Annotated in this window: 1 protein-coding gene; it reads left to right on the top strand. The window is 74.2% G+C overall.

Annotated features, from left to right (window positions below; all coding sequences use genetic code 11):
- Positions 1-158: 158 nt before the first annotated feature.
- Complete coding sequence (locus ACFVU7_RS41715) at positions 159-23,846, top strand: EndoU domain-containing protein (protein ID WP_388051543.1); 23,688 nt, start codon at positions 159-161, stop codon at positions 23,844-23,846.
- Positions 23,847-24,200: the final 354 nt, after the last annotated feature.

Here is a 24,200-nt window from a genome sequence, read left to right as displayed (position 1 = left end):
CGCCCAAGGGTGAGGAGCCTGCTGGGGCGTCCGAGAAGTCCGGTGCGGCGGTGGGGGGTTCGGGTTCGTCGGAGCGGGTCAAGTCGCCGTCGGAGTCGGCGGAGTTGACGGACAAGCGGGAGGCCGCGGCGAGGCGGGAGGCCGCGGGGAAGGATTGGGTGACGCCCAAGGCCGAGGCCGACGCGGCGGCGGTGGAGAAGCCCGGCGCCGGATCGGCTGCCCGGCCCCGGGTGCCGGAGAAGCCTTCGCCGGAGGTGCGGGGCGAGGAGGCCCGGCTGACGGCGCAGAAGCACGCGGAGGTCATGGACCGCTGGCTGGAGCACAAGCGGCAGGATCCGGAGACCCGGAAGCTGGCGGAGCAGCGTGCCGAGGAGGCGCGCCAGGCGGCGGAGAAGCAGGCGGAGCGGCGGGCGGAGGTGGCCGCGGAGCGGCGGGAGCGGGCCGCTGCCGAGCGGGAGGCGTCCGAGCGGACGAAGGCGCAGGTCGCGGAGGCCGAGGCCCGGGCCGACCGCCGGCGAGCGGAGGCGGCGGCCGCCGAGGACGCCCGGTGGCGGGAGCTGTTGCAGGACCTGCGGGACAAGTCGGGTGGGAACTCCGGGACGATCGGGGAGATCTCCTTCGCCGAGGCCAGGGCCCGGATCACCCAGCGGGCCGATGCCGCGCTGCGCAAGCCCATGCGCGAGTACACGGGGCCGGCGGACTTCGAGGCGATGGACCGCTACCTGGCACCCCACCTGGTGGCCGCCGAGGCCGAGGCCTGGCACGAGCTGGCGCGCGAACTCGGCATCAACGTGGGCTCGTTGGCTCGGCAGGGCCTCATGCCGACGTTCCCCCGGAACCTTCCGGAGCGGCCCGGCGGGAGGGTCGCCTTCGAGGCCGAGGCGTCCCCGGTCTCGAAGACCGGACCGGTCGGGGGCAAGGGCAAGGGCCTGGCCGTCGAGCCGGTTGAGACTGTCGAGGCCGGCAAGCCCGGCAAGCCCGTCGAGGCCGTCGAGGCCGTCGTGAAGGAGCCCGAGGAGGAGATCACGGTTCTGCGGGCTCCGAACCCGGACGAGACCTGGGCGCAGATGGAGGCCCGGGAGGCCCGCGAGCTGGCGGCGGCGATCGAGCTGTCGACGCGGCTCCGGCAGCAGCCGGGCGGGGGCGGGGGTCCGATCACCTCGGCGTCGGCCGCGTCCGGGAGCCGGACCGGGGCGGCGCTGACGCCCGAGGCCAAGGCGAAGCTCCTCCAGGTCCCCACGCAGGCCCTCGACGAGGTCTCCCCGGCGGAGGGGTCGGCGTCGACTCAGCCGGAGGTGCCCGTCGTCGCGCAGCCGGAGGCGCCGTTCACGGCGCAGGAGTTGATCGACGAGCTGGTCGGCCTGATGCCCGGGGTTCCCCAGGCGCCGGCGGGTCTGCTGGGTCCGGACGTGTTCGGTGACCGGGTCGTCCCGCCCGCTCCGGAGTTCCTCCAGGGCTACGACTACCGGCAGTTGAAGTCGGAGTCCCGGGTGGCGTTCTTCCGGGCGCTGGACCTGGTGCGCGCGACCGCGCCGACGGCCGAGGGGCTCGCCCCGGAGACGCTGGGCCAGCACCCGGAGTCGGTCGTCGAGTCCAGTGGGATCCGGACGATGTCGCGGAGTACCGGTTCGGGGTTTCTGCGGAAGTGGGTGCGCATTCCGCGGCTGGTGCACTCGATCTGGCTGGGTGGTCCGCTGTCGGCGGACAACGAGCACACCGGCCCGTTCATGACCAATGTGCAGGACTCGGCGGACGGTCCGGGCCAGGAGTTCACCCATGTGATCTGGACGGATGTCACCCGTGCCCGGGTCGCCGAGGCCAGGGCGGCCGAGGGGACGGGCGACGACACGCCCGAACTCGCCACCGTACGGGCGATGGTGACGTGGGCGGGGACCCGGCCGCGCGGGAACGTGGTGCTGGTCAACGTCGACGAGGTCTTCTCGGCCGAGGCGCCGATGGGCCTCGAAGCGGCCTACAAGATGGAGACGGCGAAGCGCCTCGGGCAGGGGTACGCCTCGGCGAGCGACATCCTGCGACTGGAGGTCCTCGGCCGGTTCGGCGGGATCTACACCGACGGCGACAACCGCCTCCGGACCGACCCCACCCCGGCGGTCCGGCGGATCGTCGAATCCGACCAGGGCTTCGCCGTCGCCAAGGTCGGCAACGCCGGCATGGCGAACGCGGTGCTGATCGCCCCGGCCGGGCACCGCGCCGTGCGGCAGCACCTGGAGGTGCTGCGCCGCAACTACCTGCGCAGCTCGCACGAGAACACCGTCCGCGGAGGCTACTTCCAGTACCTGGACCGGATGTCCGTGTCCAAGACCGACTTCCGCGAGGCGGACAAGATGGCGGGGGAGGACCCCGTCTGGGTGCAGGGCCACACGGAGGAGCGGGACAAGAACGCGGTCCTCTACCTGAGCGGGACCGGCATCAACATCTGGGCGGACCTGGCGCACGGCCTGGGGCTCAAGGGCCCCGGCAGGCTCCCGGTGGTCGAGCCGGGTGTGTTCGAGATCGGGGTCGGGAACACCTGGGTGCCGCGCGAGCAGCCGGCCGCGGAGGCGGAGCCGGCGGAGGGCGACCAGCAGCCCGAGGCGCCCGACCGCGCGGCGACACTGTTGGCGGCCCGGAACATCATCAACACGCTGATCCGCGAACTCTCCTACCAGAACGGCAAGTTGGCTCTGAGCGAGGTGGCCGCGCGGGTCGCCCGGCACCCGCAGCCCGCGTTGCTGTGGGACACGGTGATCGGCTTCCTGGCCGGCCACCCCGAGCTGCGGACGCGGGTGCAGTGGCGCACCGTCCAGAAGTACGACGCGGGGACGAGGCCGATCGGCGCCCCGGTGCCGCTCCCGCCGTGGTCCGCCGGCCTCCTGGTGCCCGAGCCAGGGGAGGTCGAGGGGATCAAGACCGGGCGGGGTGTCGAGCGGGTGCGCATGCTGGCGCCCGAGGAGGTGCCGCCGCCCGCCGCGACGGGGGTGCTCCAGGTCCCCACCCAGGCCGTCGACGGTGTGGTCCCGGCGGTGACCGACCTGGACCGGGCCCGCGAACAGCTGGCCGCCGTGGGCGTGGGGGCGGAGGAGCAGGCCGCGATCGGCGCGCGCCTGGACGACCTGGTCGCGGCGCTGGACGAGATCGGTGCGGGTGCGGAGGCCCGGCAGGGTGTCGGCACGGCCTTGCAGATGGGTTCCTTCCAGCAGGCGTTCGCCGGGCTGGGCCAGGCGCAGCGTCTGGAGGTGCTCCGGCTGCTGGCGCAGGCGCTGCGGGACGGGCTGGAGCCCGGCGCGCAGCCGATGCTGGCGCTGCTGGTGACAGTGCTCCTCGCGGCTCAGCAGATCCGGGACGAGGTGCCGGTGGCGGCCGCGGGGGAGTCCCCGCGCGACCTCGCCAGGCGGTTGACCACGTTCGCCGACGGGATCCTCGCGGGCGCGGTCGCCTGGGCCCGTGAGTCGATGCGGGGGGCTCCGACCGCGCCGTACGCGGTGGTGGCGGTGGCCGGTTACGGCCGTACCGACCTGACGCCGGCCGCCGACCTGGACTTCGGTCTGCTCGGCGCCCAGGCGGACGCGGCCTGGCTGCGGTCGCTGACCAACCTGGCAGCCGGCTGGCTGGACCTGGCCCGCCAGTTCCTGCCGGTGAACGGGTCGGCGGCGGCGCCGTTCCAGGCCGACATCATGTGGTTCAACCCCAACCTGGCGGTCTTCGACCCGGAGGCCGTGCTGGAGCACGCGCTCGCCGCTTCGGCGGACGAGCTGACGCCCAAGCACGGTGTCATGCACGACACCCGGCTGATCGAGCTGGCGCCGCTCACCGGCGCCCTCGCCGCCGTCACGTCGCACGAGGGCCAGCGGGAGCTCTTCCGGAGGTTCGCCCAGGAGCGGAGCGGGCGCGGCGACGCCGAGGTGGAGTGGGCCGCCCTGCGGGAGTCGCTCGCCGGCCTCCCGCGTCCGGAGACTCTGGCGCAGGTGAACAGCGTCAACGTCAAAACCGGCTTGATGCGCCAACTGACCGTCGCCACACGGCACCTGTATGCCGCGTACCGGGCGGTGGCGAAGCCGGACACGCCGTGGCGGCTCAGCACCGGCGAGCGGCTGGAGGAGCTGATCGCGGGGAAGGTGCTGTCGGGGCCGCTCGGCCGACAGCTGGTGGACGCCTATGTGCTGGGCCTGAGTCTGCGGCAGCGGTTGCACCAGGCGTACGGGGGTGAGCGGGACGAGGTCGCGACGGCGCAGGTGGCCGAGCCGCCGAACGGGCTGGAGCGTCTGCTGCCGCAGGAGCAGGAGCAGTTGGCGGCCGCGATCGGGGTGCTGCACGAGGTGCAGGGGAGCCTCGGTGCCCTGTGGTCCAAGGTTCAGTCCTCGGCGCCGTCGCGCTGGAAGACCCTGTTCGGGCGCCGTCCGGTGGTGGACCAGTCCGTCGGCCTGGTGCCGGACACGGTCGAGCCGGGTGAGTTGTGGGACGCGGATCTGGAGCTGCCGCTGGTCGGTGGCGGCAGTGTGCGGCTGGGTGATGTGCAGAGCCTGACCATCGTGGCGCCGGAGACGGGTCTTCCGCAGGGGCGGGCGTTCCACACGGAGGACGAACTCGCTCAGCGGCGTGAGGTGTTGAGGAGTTTCGACCTGGGGCGGCGCTGGCTGCTGGAGGTCGACGGGCAGGGACGTGTGGTCACGGGGTACCGGAAGGTGCCGTGGGGGACGGGCGGTCGGCGTTACCTCGCGCTGCTGCACGGGAACCGGGACTTCGCGGTGCTGCCGCTGTCCGGCCCGGTCGGTACGGTGAAGGTCACTGCTACCGGGCTGGCCCGGACGTTGCGGCGCAGGCCGAGTGTCCAGCAGTTGGCGGCGGGTGACGAGATCGTGCTGGCCGCGTGTGACGCGGCGCTGCCCGCTTCGGATGGCGGGCCGTCGCTGGCCCAGGAGGTGGCGAACGCTACCGGTCGGGTGGTGTGGGCGCCGACGGGGAAGATCGCGGCGCTGTCGACCGACCTGGACGCGGACGCCGGCTTCCTGATGTACCCGGCCGCCGACGGCACCCCGGGGGCCTGGATCCGCTTCACGCCCAACGGTGTCGATCCCTCCCAGGACTCGGAGGAGTCGCACCCGGCGGGCGTGTCCGAGGTGGGCCCGGTGCCGCGTGGCACGGCTCCGCTGGCACCGTCGCAGAGTTCGACGGGCGTCGTGATGACGGGCGTCGAGGACTCCGAGGAGGAACAGTCCGAGTCCGAGGAGGACGCGGACGACCTGGAGGAACTGGACGACCTGGACGACCTAGAAGAGCTGGATCCGGCGGAGGGGTTCGCGTGGTCGCAGCAGCCCCAGCACCCCGGGAACCAGGGCGAGGGGTCGGGGTCTGTCCAGGCCCAGGTGTCGACCGTCATGCAACCGGAGGCGCCCTTCACGGCACAGGAGTTGATCAACGAGCTGATCGACCTGATGCCCGGGGCTCCGCAGGCGCCGGTGGCGCCGGTGGGTCTGCTGGGTCCGGACGTGTTCGGCGACCGGATCGTTCCGGTCGCGCCGGAGTTCCTCCGGGGTTACGACTACCGGAAGTTGAAGTCGCGGTCCCGGGTGGGGTTCCTCCGGGCGCTGGACCTGGCGCGCGAGACCGCGCCGACCGCCCAGGAGCTCACCCCGGATACCCTGGGCCTGCACTCGGGGTCGGTCGTCGAGTCCGACCAGTCCCAGACGATGCCGCGCAGGTCGGGCCCGATTCACCTGCCGAAGCCGGTGCGCATTCCGCGGCTGGTGCACTCGATCTGGCTGGGTGGCCCGCTGTCGATGGACAACGAGCACACCGGTCCCTTCATGACCAATGTGCAGCACTCGGCGGACGGTCTCGGCGAGGGGTTCACGCATGTGATCTGGACGGACGTCACCCGTGCGCGGGTCGCCGAGGCCAAGGCCGCGGCGGCCGCGGGGACGGACGACGTCCCGGCTGAACTCGCCACCGTGTGGGCCATGGTGGAGTGGGCGAGGAGCCGGCCGAACCGGAACGTGGTGCTGGTCAACGTCGACGAGGTGTTCTCGGCCGAGGCTCCGATGGGCCTGGAGGCGGCCTTCAAGATGGAGACCGCCAAGGGTCTCGGGCAGGGGTACGCCTCGGCGAGCGACATCCTGCGACTGGAGGTCCTGAACCGGTTCGGCGGGGTCTACACCGACGGCGACAACCGGCTGTTGAAGGACCTGGACCCCGAGGTCCGGCGGATCGTCGAGTCCGAGCAGGGCTTCGCCGTCGCCAGGGCCAGTGCCGCGACCACGGTGCCGGGCGCCACGACCAGCACGATCGGTACGACCACCGGGTTCACAAAGACCACCAGGACCTCCAAGGGCGGCCTGGCGAACGCGGTGCTGATCGCCCCGGCCGGACACCGGGCCGTGCGGCAGCACCTGGAGGTACTGCGCCGTAACTACCTGCGCCGCTCGAACGAGAACACCGTCCGCGGGGTGTACTTCCAGTCCCGGAAGCCGTCGCACATTTCCGGTGCCGACTTCCGGGAGGCGAAGACGTGGGTGAAGACGGACCCTGGCGAGCCGACGCGCCACACGGATGACGGGGAGAAGAACGCGGTCCTGTACCTGAGCGGGACCGGTGTCAACATCTGGGCGGACCTGGCGAACGGCCTGGGGCTCAAGGGCCCCGACGCACTCCCGCTGGTCACCTCGGAGATCTTCGAGATCGGCACCGGGAACACCTGGGTGCCGCGGGAGCGGCCGGCGGCGGCCGTCCGGCTGCCCGAGGTGCCCGACCGCGAGGCCACGCTGCTGGCGGCCCGCCGTATCATCAACACGCTGATCCGTGAACTCTCCTACCAGAGCGGTAAGTTGGCGCTGAGCGAGGTGGCCGCGCGGGTCGCCCGGCACCCGCGGCCCGATCTGCTCTGGGACACGGTGATCGGCTTCCTGGCGCACCACCCCGAGCTGCGGGAACGGGTGCAGTGGCGCACCGTCCAGAAGCTTGACGGGGCGACGAAGCCGACCGGCAGTCCGGTCGTCCTCCCGCCGTGGTCCGACAGCCTGCTGGTCAGGGTGGAGGAGGCCAAGCCCAGGGCGGGCGTCGAGCGGGTGCGCATGGTGGCGCCCGAGACTGTGGCGCCGCCCGCCTCGACGGTACCCGCGGCGGGGCTGCTCCAGGTTCCCACCCAGTCCGTCGACGGCGTCGCCACAGTGGTGGAGACCGTCGTTCAGGAGCAGTCCGAGCTGGACCGGGCCCGTGAACTGCTGGTCGCCGTGGGTGCGGATGCGGGGGAGCGGGCCGCGATCGGTGCGGGCCTGGACCGGCTGGTCGCGGCCTTGGACGGGAGCGGCGCGAGCGCGGAGGACCGGCAGGGCGTCGGCACGGCCTTGCAGATGGGGCCCTTCCAGCAGGCCTTCGCCGACCTGGGGCAGACGCAGCGTCTGGGCGTGCTCCAGCTGCTGGCCCAGGCCCTGCTGGACGGTCTGCGGCCCGGGGCGCAGCCGATGGTGGCGCTGCTGGTGACGGTGCTCCTCGCGGCGCAGCAGATCCGGGACGAGGTGCCGGTGGCGGCCCCGGGGGAGTCCCCGCGTGACCTCGCCAGGCGGTTGACCGGGTTCGCCGACGGCATCATGGCGGACGCGGTCGCCTGGGCCCGTGAGTCGATGCGGGGTGAGGCCACCGCGCCGTACGCGGTGGTGGCGGTGGCCGGTTACGGCCGTACCGATCTGACGCCGGCCGCCGACCTGGACTTCGGTCTGCTCGGTTCCCAGCAGGACGCGGTGTGGCTGGAGTCGCTGACCAAGCTGGCGGCGGGCTGGCTGGACCTGGCCCGCCAGTTCCTGCCGGTGAACGGGACGGTGTCGGCGCCGTTCCAGGCCGACATCCTGTGGTTCAACCCCAACCTGGTGGTCTTCGACCCGGAGGCCGTGCTGGAGTTCGCGCTCGCCGGTCCGGGAGGTGAGCCGGGGCCCACACACGGCGTCATGCACGACACGCGGCTGATCGAGCTGGCGCAGCTGCCCGGTGCCCTCGCGGCCGTCACGTCGCGGGAGGGCCAGCGGGAGCTCTTCCGGACGTTCACGGAGGAGCGGGGCCAGCGCCTCGACCCCGAGGTGGAGTGGATCGCCCTGCGGGAGGCGTTCGACCGTCTCCGGCGTCCGGAGACGCTGGCGCAGGCGAACACCGTCGACGTCAAGGCCGACTTCATGCGGCAGTTGACGGTCGCCACGCGGCACCTCTATGCCGCGTACCGGGCGGTGGCGAGGCCGGAGACGGAGTGGCGGCTCAGCACCGGCGAGCGGCTGGAGGAGCTGATCACGGCGCGGGTGCTGCCGGCGGCGCTCGGCCAGAGGCTGGTGGACGCCTACAGGTTGGCCCTGAGTCTGCGGCAGCGGCTGCACCGGGCGTACGGGGGTGAGCAGGACAAGGTCGCGACGGTGGCGGCGGCCGGGCCGCTGAACGGGCTGGAGCGCCTGCTGCCGCAGGAGCAGGAGCAGTTGGCCGTCGCGCTCGGGGCCCTGCGTGAGCTGGAGGGGAGCCTCGACGCCCTGTGGGTCAAGGTCAGGCCCCCGGCCCAGGCTCCGTCGCGCTGGAAGAACCTGTTCGGGCGCCGTCCGGTGGCGGACCAGTCCGTCGGCCTGGTGCCGGACACGGTCGAGCCGGCCGAGTTGTGGGACGCGGAGCTGGAGCTGCCGCTGGTCGGTGGCGGCAGTGTGCGCCTCGGTGACATCCAGAGCTTGACCATCGTGGCACCGGGGACGGGCCTTCCGCAGGGTCGGGCGTTCCACACGGAGGACGAACTCACGCAGCGGCGTGAGGTGTTGAGGAGTTTCGACCTGGGGCGGCGTTGGCTGCTGGAGGTCGACGGGCAGGGCCAGGAGGTCACCGGGTACCGGAAGGTGCCGTGGGGAACGGGTGGGCGGCGTTACCTCGCGTTGGTGCACGGGAACCGGGACTTCGCGGTCCTGCCGCTGTCCGGCCCGGTCGGTACGGTGAAGGTCACTGCTACCGGGTTGGCCCGGACGCTGCGGCGCCGGCCGAGTGTCCAGCAACTGGCGGCCGGGGACGAGATCGTGCTGGCCGCGTGTGACGCGGCGTTGCCGGCCTCGGACGGTGGGCCGTCGTTGGCGCAGGAGGTGGCGAACGCTACCGGCCGGGTGGTGTGGGCGCCGACGGGGAAGATCGCGGCGCTGTCGACCGACTTGGATGCGGACGCCGGGTTCCTGATGTATCCGGCCGCCGACGGTACGCCGGGTGCCTGGATCCGCTTCACCCCGAACGGCGTTGGGGCTGTTTCAGCCTCGGACGAGTCGGTGGGCGCTTCCGAGGCGGGCCCGGTGTCGCGTGGCACGGCTCCCCAGGTGCCGTCCCAGAGCTCGACGGACGTCGCGACGACGGACGTCGTGGAGGAGCAGCCCCAGCTCCCCGAGAATCAGGGAGAAGGGTCGACCCAGGCGCAGGCGCAGGCACCGGAACCGCCCTTCACGGCCCAGGAGTTGATCGACGAGCTGGTCAGCCTGATGCCCGGCGGCCCGCAGGCGCCGGCGGCGCCCGCGGATCCGCTGGAGGCCATGCTGGGGCCGGACCTGTTCGGCGACCGGGTGGTCCCGCCCGCCCCGGAGTTCCTCCAGGGGTACGGCTACGACCAGTTGAAGTCGGAGTCCCGGACGGCGTTCTTCCGGGCGCTGGACCTGGCGAGCGAGGCGGCGACGCCGACGGCCGAGGGGCTCGCCCCGAAGGCCCTGGGCCAGGACCCGGAGTCCGTCATCGAGTCCGGGGCGCTCCAGACGGTGCGGCGCAGGTCGGGGTCGATGCACCTGCCGAAGCGGGTGCGCATTCCGCAGCTGGTGCACTCGATCTGGCTGGGCGGCCCGTTGTCGGCGGACAACGCGCACACCGGCCCCTTCATGGCGAACGTGCAGGAATCGGCCGACGGTCTCGGCCGGGAGTTCACCCATGTGATCTGGACGGACGTCACCCGTGCGCGGGTCGCCGAGGCCGCGGCGGCCGCTGGGACGGGCGATGACACGCCCGAACTCGCCACCGTACGGGCGATGGTGGCGTGGGCGAGGAGCCGGACGCACCGGAACGTGGTGCTGGTCAACGTCGACGAGGTCTTCTCGGCCGAGGCGCCGATGAGCCTCGAAGCGGCCTACAAGATGGAGACCGCCAAGGGTCTGGGGCAGGGGTACGCCTCGGCGAGCGACATCCTGCGGCTGGAGGTCCTGGACCGGTTCGGCGGGGTCTACACCGACGGCGACAACCGGCTGTTGAAGAACCCCGTTCCCGAGGTCAGGAGGATCGCCGACTCCAAGCGGCACTTCGCCGTCGCCACGGCCAGCCTGGCGGATGCGCCGGGCGCCAGGAACGGCACGACCGCCAGGGGCGGCCTGGCGAACGCGGTGCTGATCGCCCCGGCCGGGAACACGGCCGTGCAGGAGCACCTCAGGGTGCTGCGAAGCAACTACCAGCGCAGCTCGCACCAGAACACCTTCCGCGGGGAGTACTTCCGGCCCCGGGGGCAGGAGGACAACACCGAGGCCAACTTCCAGCAGGCGGACGTGGTGGCGGGGCCCCCGGTCTGGGTCCAGAACCACACGGAGGAGAACGAGAAGAACGCGGTCCTCCACCTGAGCGGGACCGGTGTCAACATCTGGGCGGACCTGGCGTACGGCCTGGGGCTCAGCGGCCCCGGTGCGCTTCCCGTGGTCGAGCGGGGCGTGTTCGAGATCGGGGTCGGGAACACCTGGGTGCCGCCGAGGCCGTCGGCGGTGGCGGGCGTCCAGTTGCCCGAGGTGCCCGACCGCGCGGCGACGCTACTGGCGGCCCGTCGCATCATCAACACGCTGATCCGTGAACTGGTGTACCAGAACGGCAAGCTGGCGCTGAGCGAGGTGGCGGCGCGGGTCGCCCGGCACCCGCGGCCCGATCTGCTCTGGGACACGGTGATCGGGTTCCTGGCCCGGCATCCCGAGCTGCGGGACCTGGTGCGGTGGCGCACCGTCCGGAAGGTCGGCGCGGGAACCGGGCCGGCCGACCAGCCGGTGGCGCTCCCGCCGTGGTCCGCCGGTCTCCTGGTGCCCGAGTCCGGGCGGGTGGCGGGGTTCACCGCCGGGTCGGATGTCGAACGGGTGCGCATGCTGGCGCCCGAGGAGGTGCCGCCGCCCGCCGTGACGGTGCCCGTGGCGGGGCTGCTCCAGGTTCCCACTCAGGCCGTCGACGAGGTCGTCCCGGTGGTGGAGACCGTTGACGAGGTCGTCCCGGTGGTGGATGCCGTCGTTCAGGAACCGACTGATCTGGACCTGGCTCGTGAACTGCTGCTCGCCGTGGGCACGGAGGAGGCGCAGCGGGTCGCGATCGGTGCGCGGCTGGACGACCTGCTCGCGGCGTTGGCCGAGAGTGGTGCGGACGCGGAGGGACGGCAGGGGGTCGGCCGGGCCCTGCAGATGGGTTCCTTCCAGCAGGCGTTCGCCGGGCTGGGCCAGGCGCAGCGTCTGGAGGTGCTCCGGCTGCTGGCGCAGGCGCTGCGGGACGGGCTGGAGCCCGGCGCTCAGCCGGTGCTGGCGCTGCTGGTGACAGTGCTCCTCGCGGCTCAGCAGATCCGGGACGAGGTACCGGTGGCCAGGGCGGGGGAGTCACCGCGCGGCCTCGCCGAACGGTTGACCGACTTTGCCGACTCGGTCCTCACGGACGCGGTCGGGTGGGCGCGTGAGTCGGTGCGGGGTGAGCCGACGGCGCCGTACGCGCTGGTGGCGGTGGCGGGTTTCGGCCGTACCGACCTGACGCCGGCGGCCGACCTGGACTTCGGGTTCCTCGGTGCCCAGGCGGACGCGGTGTGGCTGGGGTCGCTGACCAACCTGGCGGCGGCCTGGCTGAACCTGGCCCGTCAGTTCCTGCCGGTGAACCGGTCGGCGCCGGCGCCGTTCCAGGCCGACATCATGTGGTTCAACCCCGACCTGGTGCTCTTCGACCCGGAGGCCGTGCTGGAGTTCGCGTTGGCCGCTCCGGGGAAGCAGCCGGGGTCCAAGCACGGTGTCATGCACGACACCCGGTTGATCGAGCTGGAGCCGCTTCCCGGCGGCCTCGCCGCCGTCACCTCTCCGGAGGGTCAGCGGGAGCTCTTCCGGAGGTTCACGGAGGAGCGGGGCCGGCGCATCGACGCCGATTCGGAGTGGATCGCCCTGCGGGATGTGCTCGACGGCCTCAAGCGCCCGGAGGATCTGGCCGGACTGAACAAGGTGGACGTCAAGACCGACTTCATGCGGCAGTTGACGGTGGCCACGCGGCACCTCTATGTCGCGTACCGGGCGGAGGCGAAGCCGGAGACGCCGTGGCGGCTCAGCACCGGCGAGCGGTTGAAGGAGCTGATCGACGGGAAGGTGCTGCCGGCGAAGCTCGGCCAGAAGCTGAAGGACGCCTATGTGCTGGGCCTGCGTCTGCGGCAGCGGTTGCACCGGGCGTACGGGGGTGAGCGGGACGAGGTCGCGACGGCACAGGTGGCCGAGCCGCTGCGCGGGCTGGAGCGTCTGCTGCCGGAGGAGCAGGGGCAGTTGGCCGCCGCGCTCGGGGCCCTGTGCGAGGTGGAGGGGAGCCTCGACGCCCTGTGGGCCAAGGTCAGGCCCCCGGCCCCGGCTCCGTCGCGCTGGAAGAGCCTGTTCAGGGGCTCCGGTCCGGTGGCGGACCAGTCCGGGGAGTCGGTTCCGGCGGGCGAGCCCGTTGTGCCGGTCGAGCCGGGTGAGTTGTGGGACGTGGATCTGGAGCTGCCGCTGGTCGGTGGCGGCAGTGTGCGCCTGGGTGATGTCCGGAGTCTGACGATCGCGGCGCCGGGTTCGGGCCTGCCGCAGGGGCGGGCGTTCCACACCGATGACGAACTCAAGCAGCGGCGTGAGGTGTTGAGGAACTTCGACCTGGGGCGGCGGTGGCTGCTGGAGGTCGACGGGCAGGGGCGTGAGGTCACGGGGTACCGGAAGGTGCCGTGGGGCACTGGCGGTGGGCGGCGCTATCTCGCGCTGCTGCACGGCAACCGGGACTTCGCGGTGCTGCCGCTGTCCGGTCCGGTCGGTACGGTGAAGGTCACGGCGACGGGTCTGGCCCGGACGTTGCGGCGCAGGCCCAGCATTCAGCAGTTGGCGGCGGGTGACGAGATCGTGCTGGCCGCGTGCGACGCGGCGCTGCCCGCTTCGGACGGCGGGTTGTCGCTGGCGCAGGAGGTTGCGGATGCGACGGGTCGGGTGGTGTGGGCGCCGACGGGGAGGATCGCGGCGCTGTCGACCGACCTGGACGCGGACGCCGGGTTCCTGATGTACCCGGCCGCCGACGGTACGCCGGGTGCCTGGATCCGCTTCACCCCGAACGGCGTTGAGTCCGCCCAGGCCTCGGACGAGTCGATGGGCGCCTCCGAGGCGGGCCCGGCGCCGCGTGCCAGCGTTCCCCTGGTGCCGTCGCAGAGTTCGACGGACGTCGCGATGACGGGCGTCGAGGAGACGGACGTCGAGGGCGAGGAGGAGGACGAGCTACCGGCCGCGAACTCCCGTACGGACAAGGGCAAGGGCAGGGTCGACGAGGCCGCCGAGGAGGACCTGGACAACCTGGAGCGGCTTGATCTGGAGGAGGCGATCGCGCGTTCGCGGCGGCCCCAGTACCCCGGGAACCAGGGAGAGGGATCGGGATCGGGGTCTGCCCAGCCGTCGGTGCCGGTGCAGGTCGTCGTGCAGCCGGAACTCCGTTTCTCGGCCCAGGATTTGATCGACGAGCTGATCGGCCTGATGCCCGGGGTTCCGCAGGCGTCGGTGGCGCCGGTGGGTCTGCTGGGTCCGGACGTGTTCGGTGACCGGGTCGTCCCGGCCGCCCCGGAGTTCCTCCAGGGGTACGACTACCGGAAGTTGAAGTCCGAGTCCCGGGTGGCGTTCTTCCGGGCGCTGGACCTGGCGAGCGGAACGGCGCCGACGGCCGAGGGCCTCGCCCCGGAGGCCCTCGGCCTGGAGCAGGGTTCGGTCGTCGAGTCCGGACGGTTCCAGACGATGTCGCGGAGTACCGGTCCGGCGTTCGGGCGGAAGCGGGTGCGGATTCCCCGCCTGGTGCACTCGATCTGGCTGGGCGGCCCGTTGTCGATGGACAACGAGCACACCGGCCCGTTCATGACCAATGTGCAGGACTCGGCCGACGGTCTCGGCCAGGGATTCACCCATGTGATCTGGACGGACGTCACCCGTGCGCGGGTCGCCGAGGCCAGTGCGGCCGCGGGGACGGACCGGGACACGCCCGAACTCGCCACCGTACGCGCCATGGTGGAGTGGGCGGCGACCCGACCGCACGGGAACGTGGTGCTGGTCAACGTCGACGAGGTCTTCTCGGCCGAGGCGCCGATGAGCCTCGAAGCGGCCTACAAGATGGAGACCGCCAAGGGTCTGGGGCAGGGGTACGCCTCGGCCAGCGACATCCTGCGACTGGAGGTCCTCCGCCGGTTCGGCGGGGTCTACACCGACGGCGACAACCGGCTCCAGGCCGACCCCGCCCCGGTGGTCGAGCGGATCGTCAACGCCCGGCGGAGCTTCGCCGTCGCGAAGGTCGGCAACGCGGGCATGGCGAACGCGGTGCTGATCGCCCCGGCCAGGCACCCGGGTGTGGAGCAGCACCTGGAGGTGCTGCGCCGTAACTACCTGCGCAGCTCGCACGAGAACACCGTCCGCGGGATGTACTTCCAGTCCCGCGACCGGGCGCACATCACCGCCGAGGAGTTCGAGGAGGCGGAGGAGTGGGTGGGGAAGGTCCCCGCCGAGGCGCAGCGCCACACGGACGACGGGGAGAAGAACGCGGTCCTGTACCTGAGCGGGACCGGTGTCAACATCTGGGCGGACCTGGCGCACGGCCTGGGGCTCGATGGCCCTGAAGCGCTCCCGCTGGTCCCCTCGGAGATCTTCGAGATCGGCACCGGGAACACCTGGGTGCCGCGGGAGCGGCCGGCGGCGGCCGTCCAGTTGCCCGAGGTGCCCGACCGCGCGGCGACGCTGCTGGCGGCCCGTCGCATCATCAACACGCTGATCCGCGAACTCTCCTACCAGAGCGGGAAGCTGGCGCTGAGCGAGGTGGCCGCGCGGGTCGCCCGGCACCCGCGGCCCGACCTGCTCTGGGACACGGTGATCGGCTTCCTGGCCCGGCATCCCGAGCTGCGGGAGCGGGTGCAGTGGCGCACCGTCCAGAAGTACGACGGGGCGACGAAGCCGGTCGGCACTCCGGTCGCCCTCCCGCCGTGGTCCGACAGCCTGCTGGTCAGGGTGGAGGAGGCCAAGCCCAGGCCGGGCGTGGAACGGGTGCGCATGCTGCGGCCCGAGGACGTGCCGCCGCCCGCCGCGACGGTGCCCACCGCGGCACCGGCGGGGCAGCAGCAGGTGACCGAAGAGGAGGAGGCGACCGGACAGGAGGAGACGGCCGACGGCCAGGCCGGTCAGGCACCCGGCCGGCAGTTCCACGCGCCGACCGGCGGCACCGGAGGCACCGACGGCACGACGGCCGGCACCACCGCGCCGACCCGCGGCACGCCCCAGCAGCAGGCCGCGCCGCAGCCGCCCGCGGCGACGGACCCGGCGAACTTCCCCGGCTGGCAGCCGTTCACGACCGCCCAGGGGACGGCGGCCGAGCCGCTCCGCCCCGACCGTACGCCGCGCCCCGGCCCGGGCCCGCAGACCGACCCCAACGGGGTGGTGCGGGACCACGGCGGCTGGCAGCTGAAGCCGACGGCGGTCCCGGGGGCGCCGATCACGCGGTTCCCGGGTGCCTGGCAGCGGCCGGTGGCGGCGCCGGAGTGGACGTACTACCCGGAGGACTGGAGCGCCGACACGGTCCTGCGGCACGTCCAGGCGGCGATGCGGAACAATCCGAGCGTCGCGCCGGGGCCGGACGGCCTGGACCGGGCGGTCGGCTGGTCCGGGAGCCTGTGGGTCGAGGCGGTCCTGGACCAGCAGGGCTACATCCTGTACCACCACCCGCTCCCCAACTCCCCCGCGCCGTACGCGGCGTGGCAGGAGGAGGCGGTGGTCGGCCGGGGCGACCGGGTCGACCTGTTCGGGTACCCGGGCGTACTGCTCCAGCGGGTGCGGTTCGACAGCGGGCAGGACGGCTTCGAGTTCACCGTCCGGCTGCACCTGGAGCCGTCCGCGGGCATGACGCCCGCCGAGCTGGACGCGGTGCGGCAGCAGGTGCGGACGCTCATGGCCGACTTCACGGCCGGGCAGCAGGTCGGGGCCTTCGACCGGCTGCTGAACGTGGGCGTGGAGTTCACCGAGGAGGCGGGCGACGGCGTCACCACGCTCCCGGTCGCGCCGGGCGCGGTGCCGAGCCTGGCGCAGGTGCTGCCGCGGCAGTTCAGGGAGGCGGCCGGAACGGTCGACCTGGAGTTCGTGACGGGGACGCAGCTGCGCAAGTCCCCGCCGGTGCGGGAGGTCCACGTCGGCGGGGACTGGACGGCCGGGCTGCGCCCGTCGTTCACGGCTCCGGCCTGGGACCGCCCCGGCCGGGGGCTGCCCCCGGAGTGGGGCGCCGCCGAGGCCCGGTACGCCGCCCACCACGTGCTGCGGACGGGGACGGCCGAGGTCGTCGGCGAGGCGGCCGCGGGCCGTCCGGCCCCCGAGGTCCGCCGCGGCCGGTTCGCCGGGGTGCGGCTGAACGTCCGGGTCGAGGACGGCGTCATCACCGACGTCTGGGGCGAGCCGCACCAGAAGCTGCGGCCGCAGCTGACCGCCCCGGTGGCCGGCACCGAGGCGGTGCTGGTCCCCGCGCAGGAGGTCAGGCCGCCGCAGGACGCCTTCATCCGGGCCATCACCGCCCGGGAGCTGGAGTCCTTCGACGCCCGCCGGGTCCGGCTGCCGGACGGGGACACCGAGACGGTGCTGACCGTCCGGCTGTACCTGGACCTCGAAGCGAGGCTGGACCTCGCGGACGGGCCGACGGCCGCGGCCGTGGAGGCTCTCCGGGAGGCGGGCCGGGAGGGGGTCGAGAAGGTCTACAACACCGGGCAGCGGCTGCCCAGCGGCGATCTGCTGCGGGTCGAGGTCGAGTTCGTCCCCGACCGGTCCACGGCGCACCACACGGTCGCCGTCCGGGAGCGCCAGGACCGGGCCAACCACCGGACCTGGGGCCTGAACACCGGGGCGCGGACGATCGCCCACGAGATCGGCCACCTGCTCGGCCTGGACGACGAGTACCGGGAGGCGGGTTCCACGCCCCGGCCGATCCATCCGGACGACAGCGGGATCATGGGCGGCCGCCAGACCGACCGGTTCGGACGCCCCTGGCTGGACATGAACCACCTCCACGAGGGCCCGCTGGAGATCCTCGCCCCCTTCGCGCCGCCGGCCGCCCGCAACCTGCGGCAGCTCGGCGGGGTGGTGGACGAGGCCTTCGGCGAGGACCGCGGCCCGACGCCGGTCGGCGACGCGCCGACCCGGGCCCGGTTCCGCGAGGAGGTGCTGCGGCGCGCCCTGTACGGCGGTCCGGGCGGGCGGGACGGCCACCTGGTGCCGCCGCGGGGGTCGACGCGCCCCCGGCCGGAGCGGGTGCCGGGGTCGCAGGAGCGCAACGGGACGTTCAAGGTGGTCGGCGGGCCCGCCGACGCGGCGGCCACGCAGGTCGGCGCCCTGGCCGGCGACCTGCCCGGCCCGCGCCGGAACCGGACGGTGTTCCCCGAGCACTGGACGGCGGACGACGCGGTGTACGCCGCCGAGCAGGCGTACCAGCACGCCCTGCGCACCGGCCGGGTCACCGCGACCGGCCTGCACTCCCACCACTGGGTCGGCGAGTACGGCGGGGTGCGGATCGAGGGCCGGATCCGGGCGGGGGAGTTCGTCTCCTTCCGTCCCTCCGACGACCAGAGCGGGCTGGACACCCCGGCGTACATGCCGTGGCGCCCGACCGGTGGGGCCTTCGGCGCCCGGGTCGAGGACCTCGTCCGGTACGGCGACCGGCAGACCCTCACCGGCGTCCACGCCGAGCCGGAGAGGGCGGCCGCCACGGCGCACGGCGTCAAGGTGGGCTCGGTGCTCGCGGAGAACGACAACGGCACCTACCGGGCCGACGTCTGGTTCCTCGACGCGGCCGTCACCCCCGGCGCCCCGATGGCGAAGTTCCCGTCGCGGTGGCACCAGCACGCGGACGGGGAGACCCACACCCTCTACCCGAAGGCGTGGACGCCGTCGCGCGTCCTGTCCGCCGTGGAGCGGGCGTACGCGGCCCGGCACACCTCCGAGCCGCTGGACTCCGGGGCCGAGCGCTGGGTGGGCGAGGCCGACGGCGTGCGGATCGAGGGGATCACCCGGGACGGCCGGCACCTGACGCACCGTCCGACCGCCCGGCAGCCGCTCACCGACTGGTACGCGCCCCCGGCGGCGTCCACCGGGCCCGGCCTGCGCGGCCGCCGCGTCCGGACCGTGGACGGACAGCTGGGCATCGAGGTCGCGGCACCGGTGCACCTGCGGGTCGCGGCGGGCGCCACGCCCGCGGCGGTCGCGGACGCCCGCAAGCGGCTCCAGCGGGCCGCCGACGACTTCGTCCGGCAGCACCGCGCCGCCGGCGACCCGCCGGTCCTGCTGACCCTCGACTTCGTCGACACGGAGGCGGACGCCCTTCCGGGCGCGGTGGTCACGGCGGACTCCCTCACCGACGGCGCCGGGCTGGACGTGCTCCTGCCCGGTGTGGCCGGGGCGTTGACGCCCGGGTTCTCCGCGACGGTCGCGGGCAGCGCGGGCCCGGCCACGGCCACCGCCAGGGCGCAGGCCGGGTACGGACAGCGGGCGCTCGTCGAACCGGAGCTGACCGAACCCGCGGAGCCCGGAACGGGCACCCGCCCGGCCACCGTCACCGAGATGGCGGGGCAGCAGTGGATGATCGACGGGGCCTTCGCCCCGACGCTCGCGGGGAACGCCGGGCGGGGACTGCCGACCGGCTGGACGCCGGGCGAGGGCAGGTACGCGGCGCTCCAGGTGCTCGCCGGCTGGCGCGGCCGGCGGCGCGAGCTCGTGAAGGGCCGCTTCAACGGCGTCCCGATCGAGGTCCGGACCGAGAACGGGCGGATCGTGGACTTCCGCGGCCTGCCGGACCGGAGCGTCCCGGCCCAGTTCACCAAGGCCGTCCCCGAGCCGTCCGGCCAGGGCCTGGTCTTCCCGACCGGCCCGCGCCACGCCCCCGAGTCCTCCTCCTCGTCGTCGTCCTCGTCCTCCGCGCCCGCCGGCGCGATCCCGCAGCCGGCGCAGGACCCGGCGACGGCGCTGCTGCCGGGCCACGCCTCGGCCGAGGCCGTACCGGACGACCCGGCGGCGCAGCCGTTCGAGCTCCGGCGCGGCCCGCTCGTACCGGGCGGCGAGGACGTCACCGTCCTCGTCCTGCGCGTCCACCTGGACGGCTCCGGCCTGACCGGGGAGGACGCCCGGGCCAGGGTCGCCGCGCTGGGCGCGCGGATCCGGGACGCCGCCGCGCGGTTCGACAACCGCACCAGGCTCCCGGACGGCACCCCGCTGCTGGTACGGGTGGAGTTCGCGGACGCCACCGGCGATCCGCACCGGACGGTGCTCCTGCACGAGCGGAGCGTCGCCCAGGACGCCGGGAACTGGCACCTGGAGATCTCCCGGGACGCGCTGGTCCACCAGCTGGGCCGGGCCTTCGGCATCTCCGTCACGGAGTACGCGGGCGGCGGCACGACCCACGTCGTCCCGGCGCCGTCGGTGCGCGTCCTGCGCGAACTCGGCGAGCTCGCGGACGACCGGCTGGGCCGCCTCGGGCACGACACCGAGGACGGCGAGTCGCCCCGGACGGAGTTCGCCGACGGCGTCCTGGAGGCCGAACTCGGCCCGGCCGTCGGGACGCGGGGCGGCCACCTGCCGTCGGCCATCGGCGAGGAGGGGGCCGAACAGCTGGAGCTGGTGCGCCGTCACGCCAACGGCACCCTGCTGGTGGAGACCGGCGCGGGCCGGCGCACGCTGTTCCCCGAGCACTGGACCGCCGCCGAGGCCCGGTACGCCGTCGAGCAGGCGGCCGTCGACGCGGTCCGCAACGAGACCTTCCGGGTGACCGAGAACGGGATCTTCTGGCAGGGCGTGTACGAGGGCGTCCGGATCGAGGGCAGGTCGGACGAGGACGGGACGGTCACCGCCTTCCGCCCGGCCGCCGACCAGCGCGGCCTGGTGGCGCCCGCCCACGCGCCGGGCGCCGGCGCGGTCGACGTCCCGTCGCTCGACGGGGCCCCGGTGCTCACCCCGGACCAGCTGCGCGTGTTCGGCGAGCAGGCCAGGCGGGAGGGCGGCACCGGGCTGCCCCCGGAATGGACCCGGGAGCAGACCCGCCACGCGGCCCTGTGGGTGTACGAGCAGCAGAACGGCGCGGCGAGCGGCCGTGGCCGGGACGAGATCCTCACCGGCGCCTACGGTGACGTCCGGATCAGGCTGCTGGTCCGCAACCGGCAGATCATCGACTACTGGGCCGAGCCGGGGCAGCGCTTCGACGCGACCGAACCGGCCGAGCCGGTACGGGTGCTGGCCACGGCGGAGGTGCGTCCGCCGGTCCGCCGGTTCCTGCGCTCGCTCCAGGCCCAGTTCATCCAGTCGTACGAGGTCCGGCGGGTGGTGGACGCCGACGGGGACACCCGCACCGTCCTGACGGTGCGGGTCCACCTGGAGGCCGACGGCCTGACGGGCAGCCGCGCCGAGGCCGAGCGGGACCTCGACCGGGTGCGGCTCAACGCCGAGGCGGGCGTCCGGGACGTCTTCGGCCAGGGGCTGCGGCTGCCCGACGGCAGCCTGCTGGAGGTCGCGATCCGGTTCGTCGACCGGGACAGCGCCCACCACGTCGTCGAGGTGCGCTCCTACACCTCCCAGGAGCACGCCCAGCACTGGGGCGTGGACTCCCCGCCGAGGGTGATCGGCCACGAGGTCGGCCACCTGCTCGGCCTGGCCGACGAGTACCGGCGCCGGGGCGCCGGCCCGCGACCCGTCCACCCGGAGTTCGGTCTGATGACCGCGCCCGGGAGCGACATCTACGGCCGGGTCTGGTACGACGCCGGGCACCCGGTGGAGCTGGGCGTCACGAACCCGGCGGTCTCGCTCCGGCCGCACAACCTGAACGAGCTGGGCGCGGTCCTCGACCGGGTCTTCCGGACGGACCTCCGGCCGGTGCCGGCCGGGGAGTTCCCGGTGCGGGCCGCCTTCGGCGAGGACGCGCTGCGGACCGCGCTCTTCGACGGGCCGGACCGGACGGGCGGGTACCTGACCCCGCCGGCGGAGTCGGGGCGGCGCAGGCTGCCCCGGGTCGGCGCGGAGAACCCCAACGGCACGTACCGCGCCGACGCGGGCGAAGCGGCGCTGGACCGGTACCGGACGATGTTCCCCGCGCACTGGACGGCCGAGGACGCGGTGTACGCGGCGCGGCAGGCCTACCTGCACGCCCGCCGCACCGGCGGGATCAGCGGGCGCGGAGACCTCGCGCAGCGCTGGGTCGGCGAGTACGACGGCGTGCGCATCGAAGGCCGGATCCGGTCCGGGGAGTTCATCTCCTTCCGCCCCGCCGAGGACCAGTCCGGGCTCACCGCGACGGCCCCCGCCCCCGAGCCCGCCACGCTGCCCTTCGGCCACCGGGTCGAGGACCTCAACCGCTACGGGGACCGGCACACCCTCACCGGCTTCCACCACCGCGCCCGGCTCCGCGGGGCCCTCGCGGTGGACCCGGCGGACCACGGCCTGCACCTCGGGCCGGTCCGGCCGCCGCGGGCCAACGGCACCTACCGGGCGCCGGTGTACTTCCTGGACCCGGGGATCGCGCCGGGCGCGCCGCTGAGCGAGTTCCCGTCCCGGTGGCGCCGCCCCGAGAACCAGGAGGCCCGGACCTTCTACCCCGAGTCCTGGGTGTCCGAGGACGTCCTGGAGCGGGTCGACCGGGCCTACCAGGAAAGGCTGTTCGAGGAGGTGCTGCCGGACGGCGCCGTGCGCTGGGTCGGGGTGGCCCACGACGTGTGGATCGAGGGCGTCACCCGGGACGGGCGGCACCTCGTCCACCGGCCCACCGACTGGCAGCGGTCCCGTCGGGAGACCGGGGCCGGGGCGGTCCCGGTCTGGGAGCGTCCCCTGGTGCGGGACGACGTCGACTACTCCATCGGCTACCGCCGCGTACGGCCGGGCGGGGCCGGCCTGCCGGACACCGAACTGGTCGTCCAGGTGCGGGACCACGGCGACCTGACCGCCGAGGAGCGGGCCGGGCTCCAGCGGCTCGCCGACGAGCAGGCCGCGGAGCTGTTCCCGGCCACGGCTCAGCCCGGCGGCCGGCCGGTCCGCATCCGGCTCCGGTTCGTCCCCGAGGCGGACGGCCCGGAGGCGATGCCGCCGGTCTCGTCCTTCCCGAGCGCCTTCGTGCGGCAGCTGCGGTCGCGGCTGGAGGAGGCCGAGGAGCTGGTCGCCGGACTGCACGGCGCACCCGCGCCGGAGCCGCCGCTGCTCACCCCGGTGACCCCGGGCACGGGCGAGCGCCCGGCTGCCCGTACCCGCCTCCAGGACCTGGAGGCGGCGGGCATCGACGCGCCGGCCCTCGACCCGGCCCTCGCTCGCGCGCTCGCCCTCGCGGACGAGCGGGCCGAGGGAGCTGAGAGGCCCGGGGGACTGCCCGCCGCGTGGACGGCCGCCGAGGGCGGGCACGCGGCGCGCATGGTCGCGCGGGAGCACCTGGCCGAGCTGGGGGACGGGCGGACGGGCACGGTCACCGGGCGGTTCGCGGGGGTGGAACTCCGGGTGACGCTGGAGGACGGCCGGATCGTCCGCTTCGAGGGCACGCCGGGCCAGACCTTCGAGAACCAGCGCCGACCGCGCCCCGCCGGGCAGCGGCCGCCGGCACTCATGGCGCTGCGCCCGGCCACCGGGCGGCAGCTCCAGGAAGCTGGGGACGACGGGCCGCACGAGGCCGTCGAGCAGGAGCAGCCGGCCGTCGTGGAGGCGGCCCCGGTTGCCCCGGTCACCCCGGCCGCCGTGCCGCCGGTGCGGCCGCCGGCGGCCTTCGGTGCGGCCCCGGCCGTCCTGGCCGCCCCGGCCAGCACCGGCTCCGCCCCGGTGTCCGCGACCCCGCCGCCGGTGGTCCCCGCCGGGCCGCCGCCGCTGCCCGCGCTGGGGGGCCTGCGGTTCGACGGGACCGGCCTCACCGGCCGCCCCCCGTACGCGAGTTCGGCCGTCCGGGCCGGTTCGCCGTCGGACCCGCGGGAGTCCCGGATCCCCTGGGACACCGTCCGCGCACTGCTCAACCGCGCCTACCGCCAGGAGCGCGGCCGGCTGCTGCCGATGCTGCGGGAGTGGCTCGCCCCCGAGCACGTGGCGGCGGACCTGCTGGCCGAGGCGGACGCGCTGGTGGCGGCCCTGCCGTCGGAGCTGTTCGCCGAACTCCCGCACGAGGAGGACGCCCGACTGCTGCTCCGGGCCGGGTACGTCCTCCACGGCTCCTCGGCGGACCCGGGGGAGGAGGCCGCCGCGGCGGAGCAGGCCCGGGCCGAGCTGGCCGCCGCCCTGCTGGACCTGCTGGAGCCGCTGCGCGACCCCGCACCGGACCCGGCCGCGGTCGAGCGGTCCCTGGACGGCCTGCGGGACGCCGTCTCCGCCCTGCCGGACCCGACCGGGGCCGCCGTGCGGGACGTCCTGGCCAGGATCGCGCGGACGCGGACGCGGATCACCGCGACCACCCCGCTGCACGAGGCCAACTCCCTGGTGAACGAGCTGGCCGACCGGCTGATCGGCCAGGACGTGCGCCGCCTGCTGGGCGTGCCGACGGGCGACGGGGACCTCGAGTTCCTCGCCGGCCGGATCTTCCACGAGGCCCACGTCGTCCGCGACGACTGCTTCGACGTGAGGACGGTGCGCCATGCCCTGCGCGGCCTGTAGCGGGGGCCGTGGGAACGGCGGGACGGCCCCGGCCGTCCCGCCCCCGGGGGCCGGCACCATCCGCCCGCCCGGCGGTGTGGTGGCCGTCGACATTGCCGGGCGGGCCGAAGTTCCGTACCTTGGTGCCGGCTTTGGCCCCCGAAGGGCTGTCCTTGACCTTGAGGTGTCGTCACCTGCCGTCGCACGAGCGGGTGGTGACCACCGCCGGCGGCGGATGTGGGGAGAAGTCCCTCATGGCCGTCGAATCCGCTCCGGCCCTGAATTCCCCCCCCCGGTTCCCCGGCCTCCGCATGCCGGTACGGACCGGCGCTTCGGCGGCGAAGGGCGGGAGCACCGGTGGGGTGGGGCGCGGGT

The sequence above is a fragment of the Kitasatospora sp. NPDC058046 genome, assembly GCF_042885595.1.
Lineage (GTDB): Bacteria > Actinomycetota > Actinomycetes > Streptomycetales > Streptomycetaceae > Kitasatospora.
The sequence above is the reverse complement of the archived record's forward strand: the minus strand, read 5'-3'. Positions and strand labels throughout refer to the sequence as shown.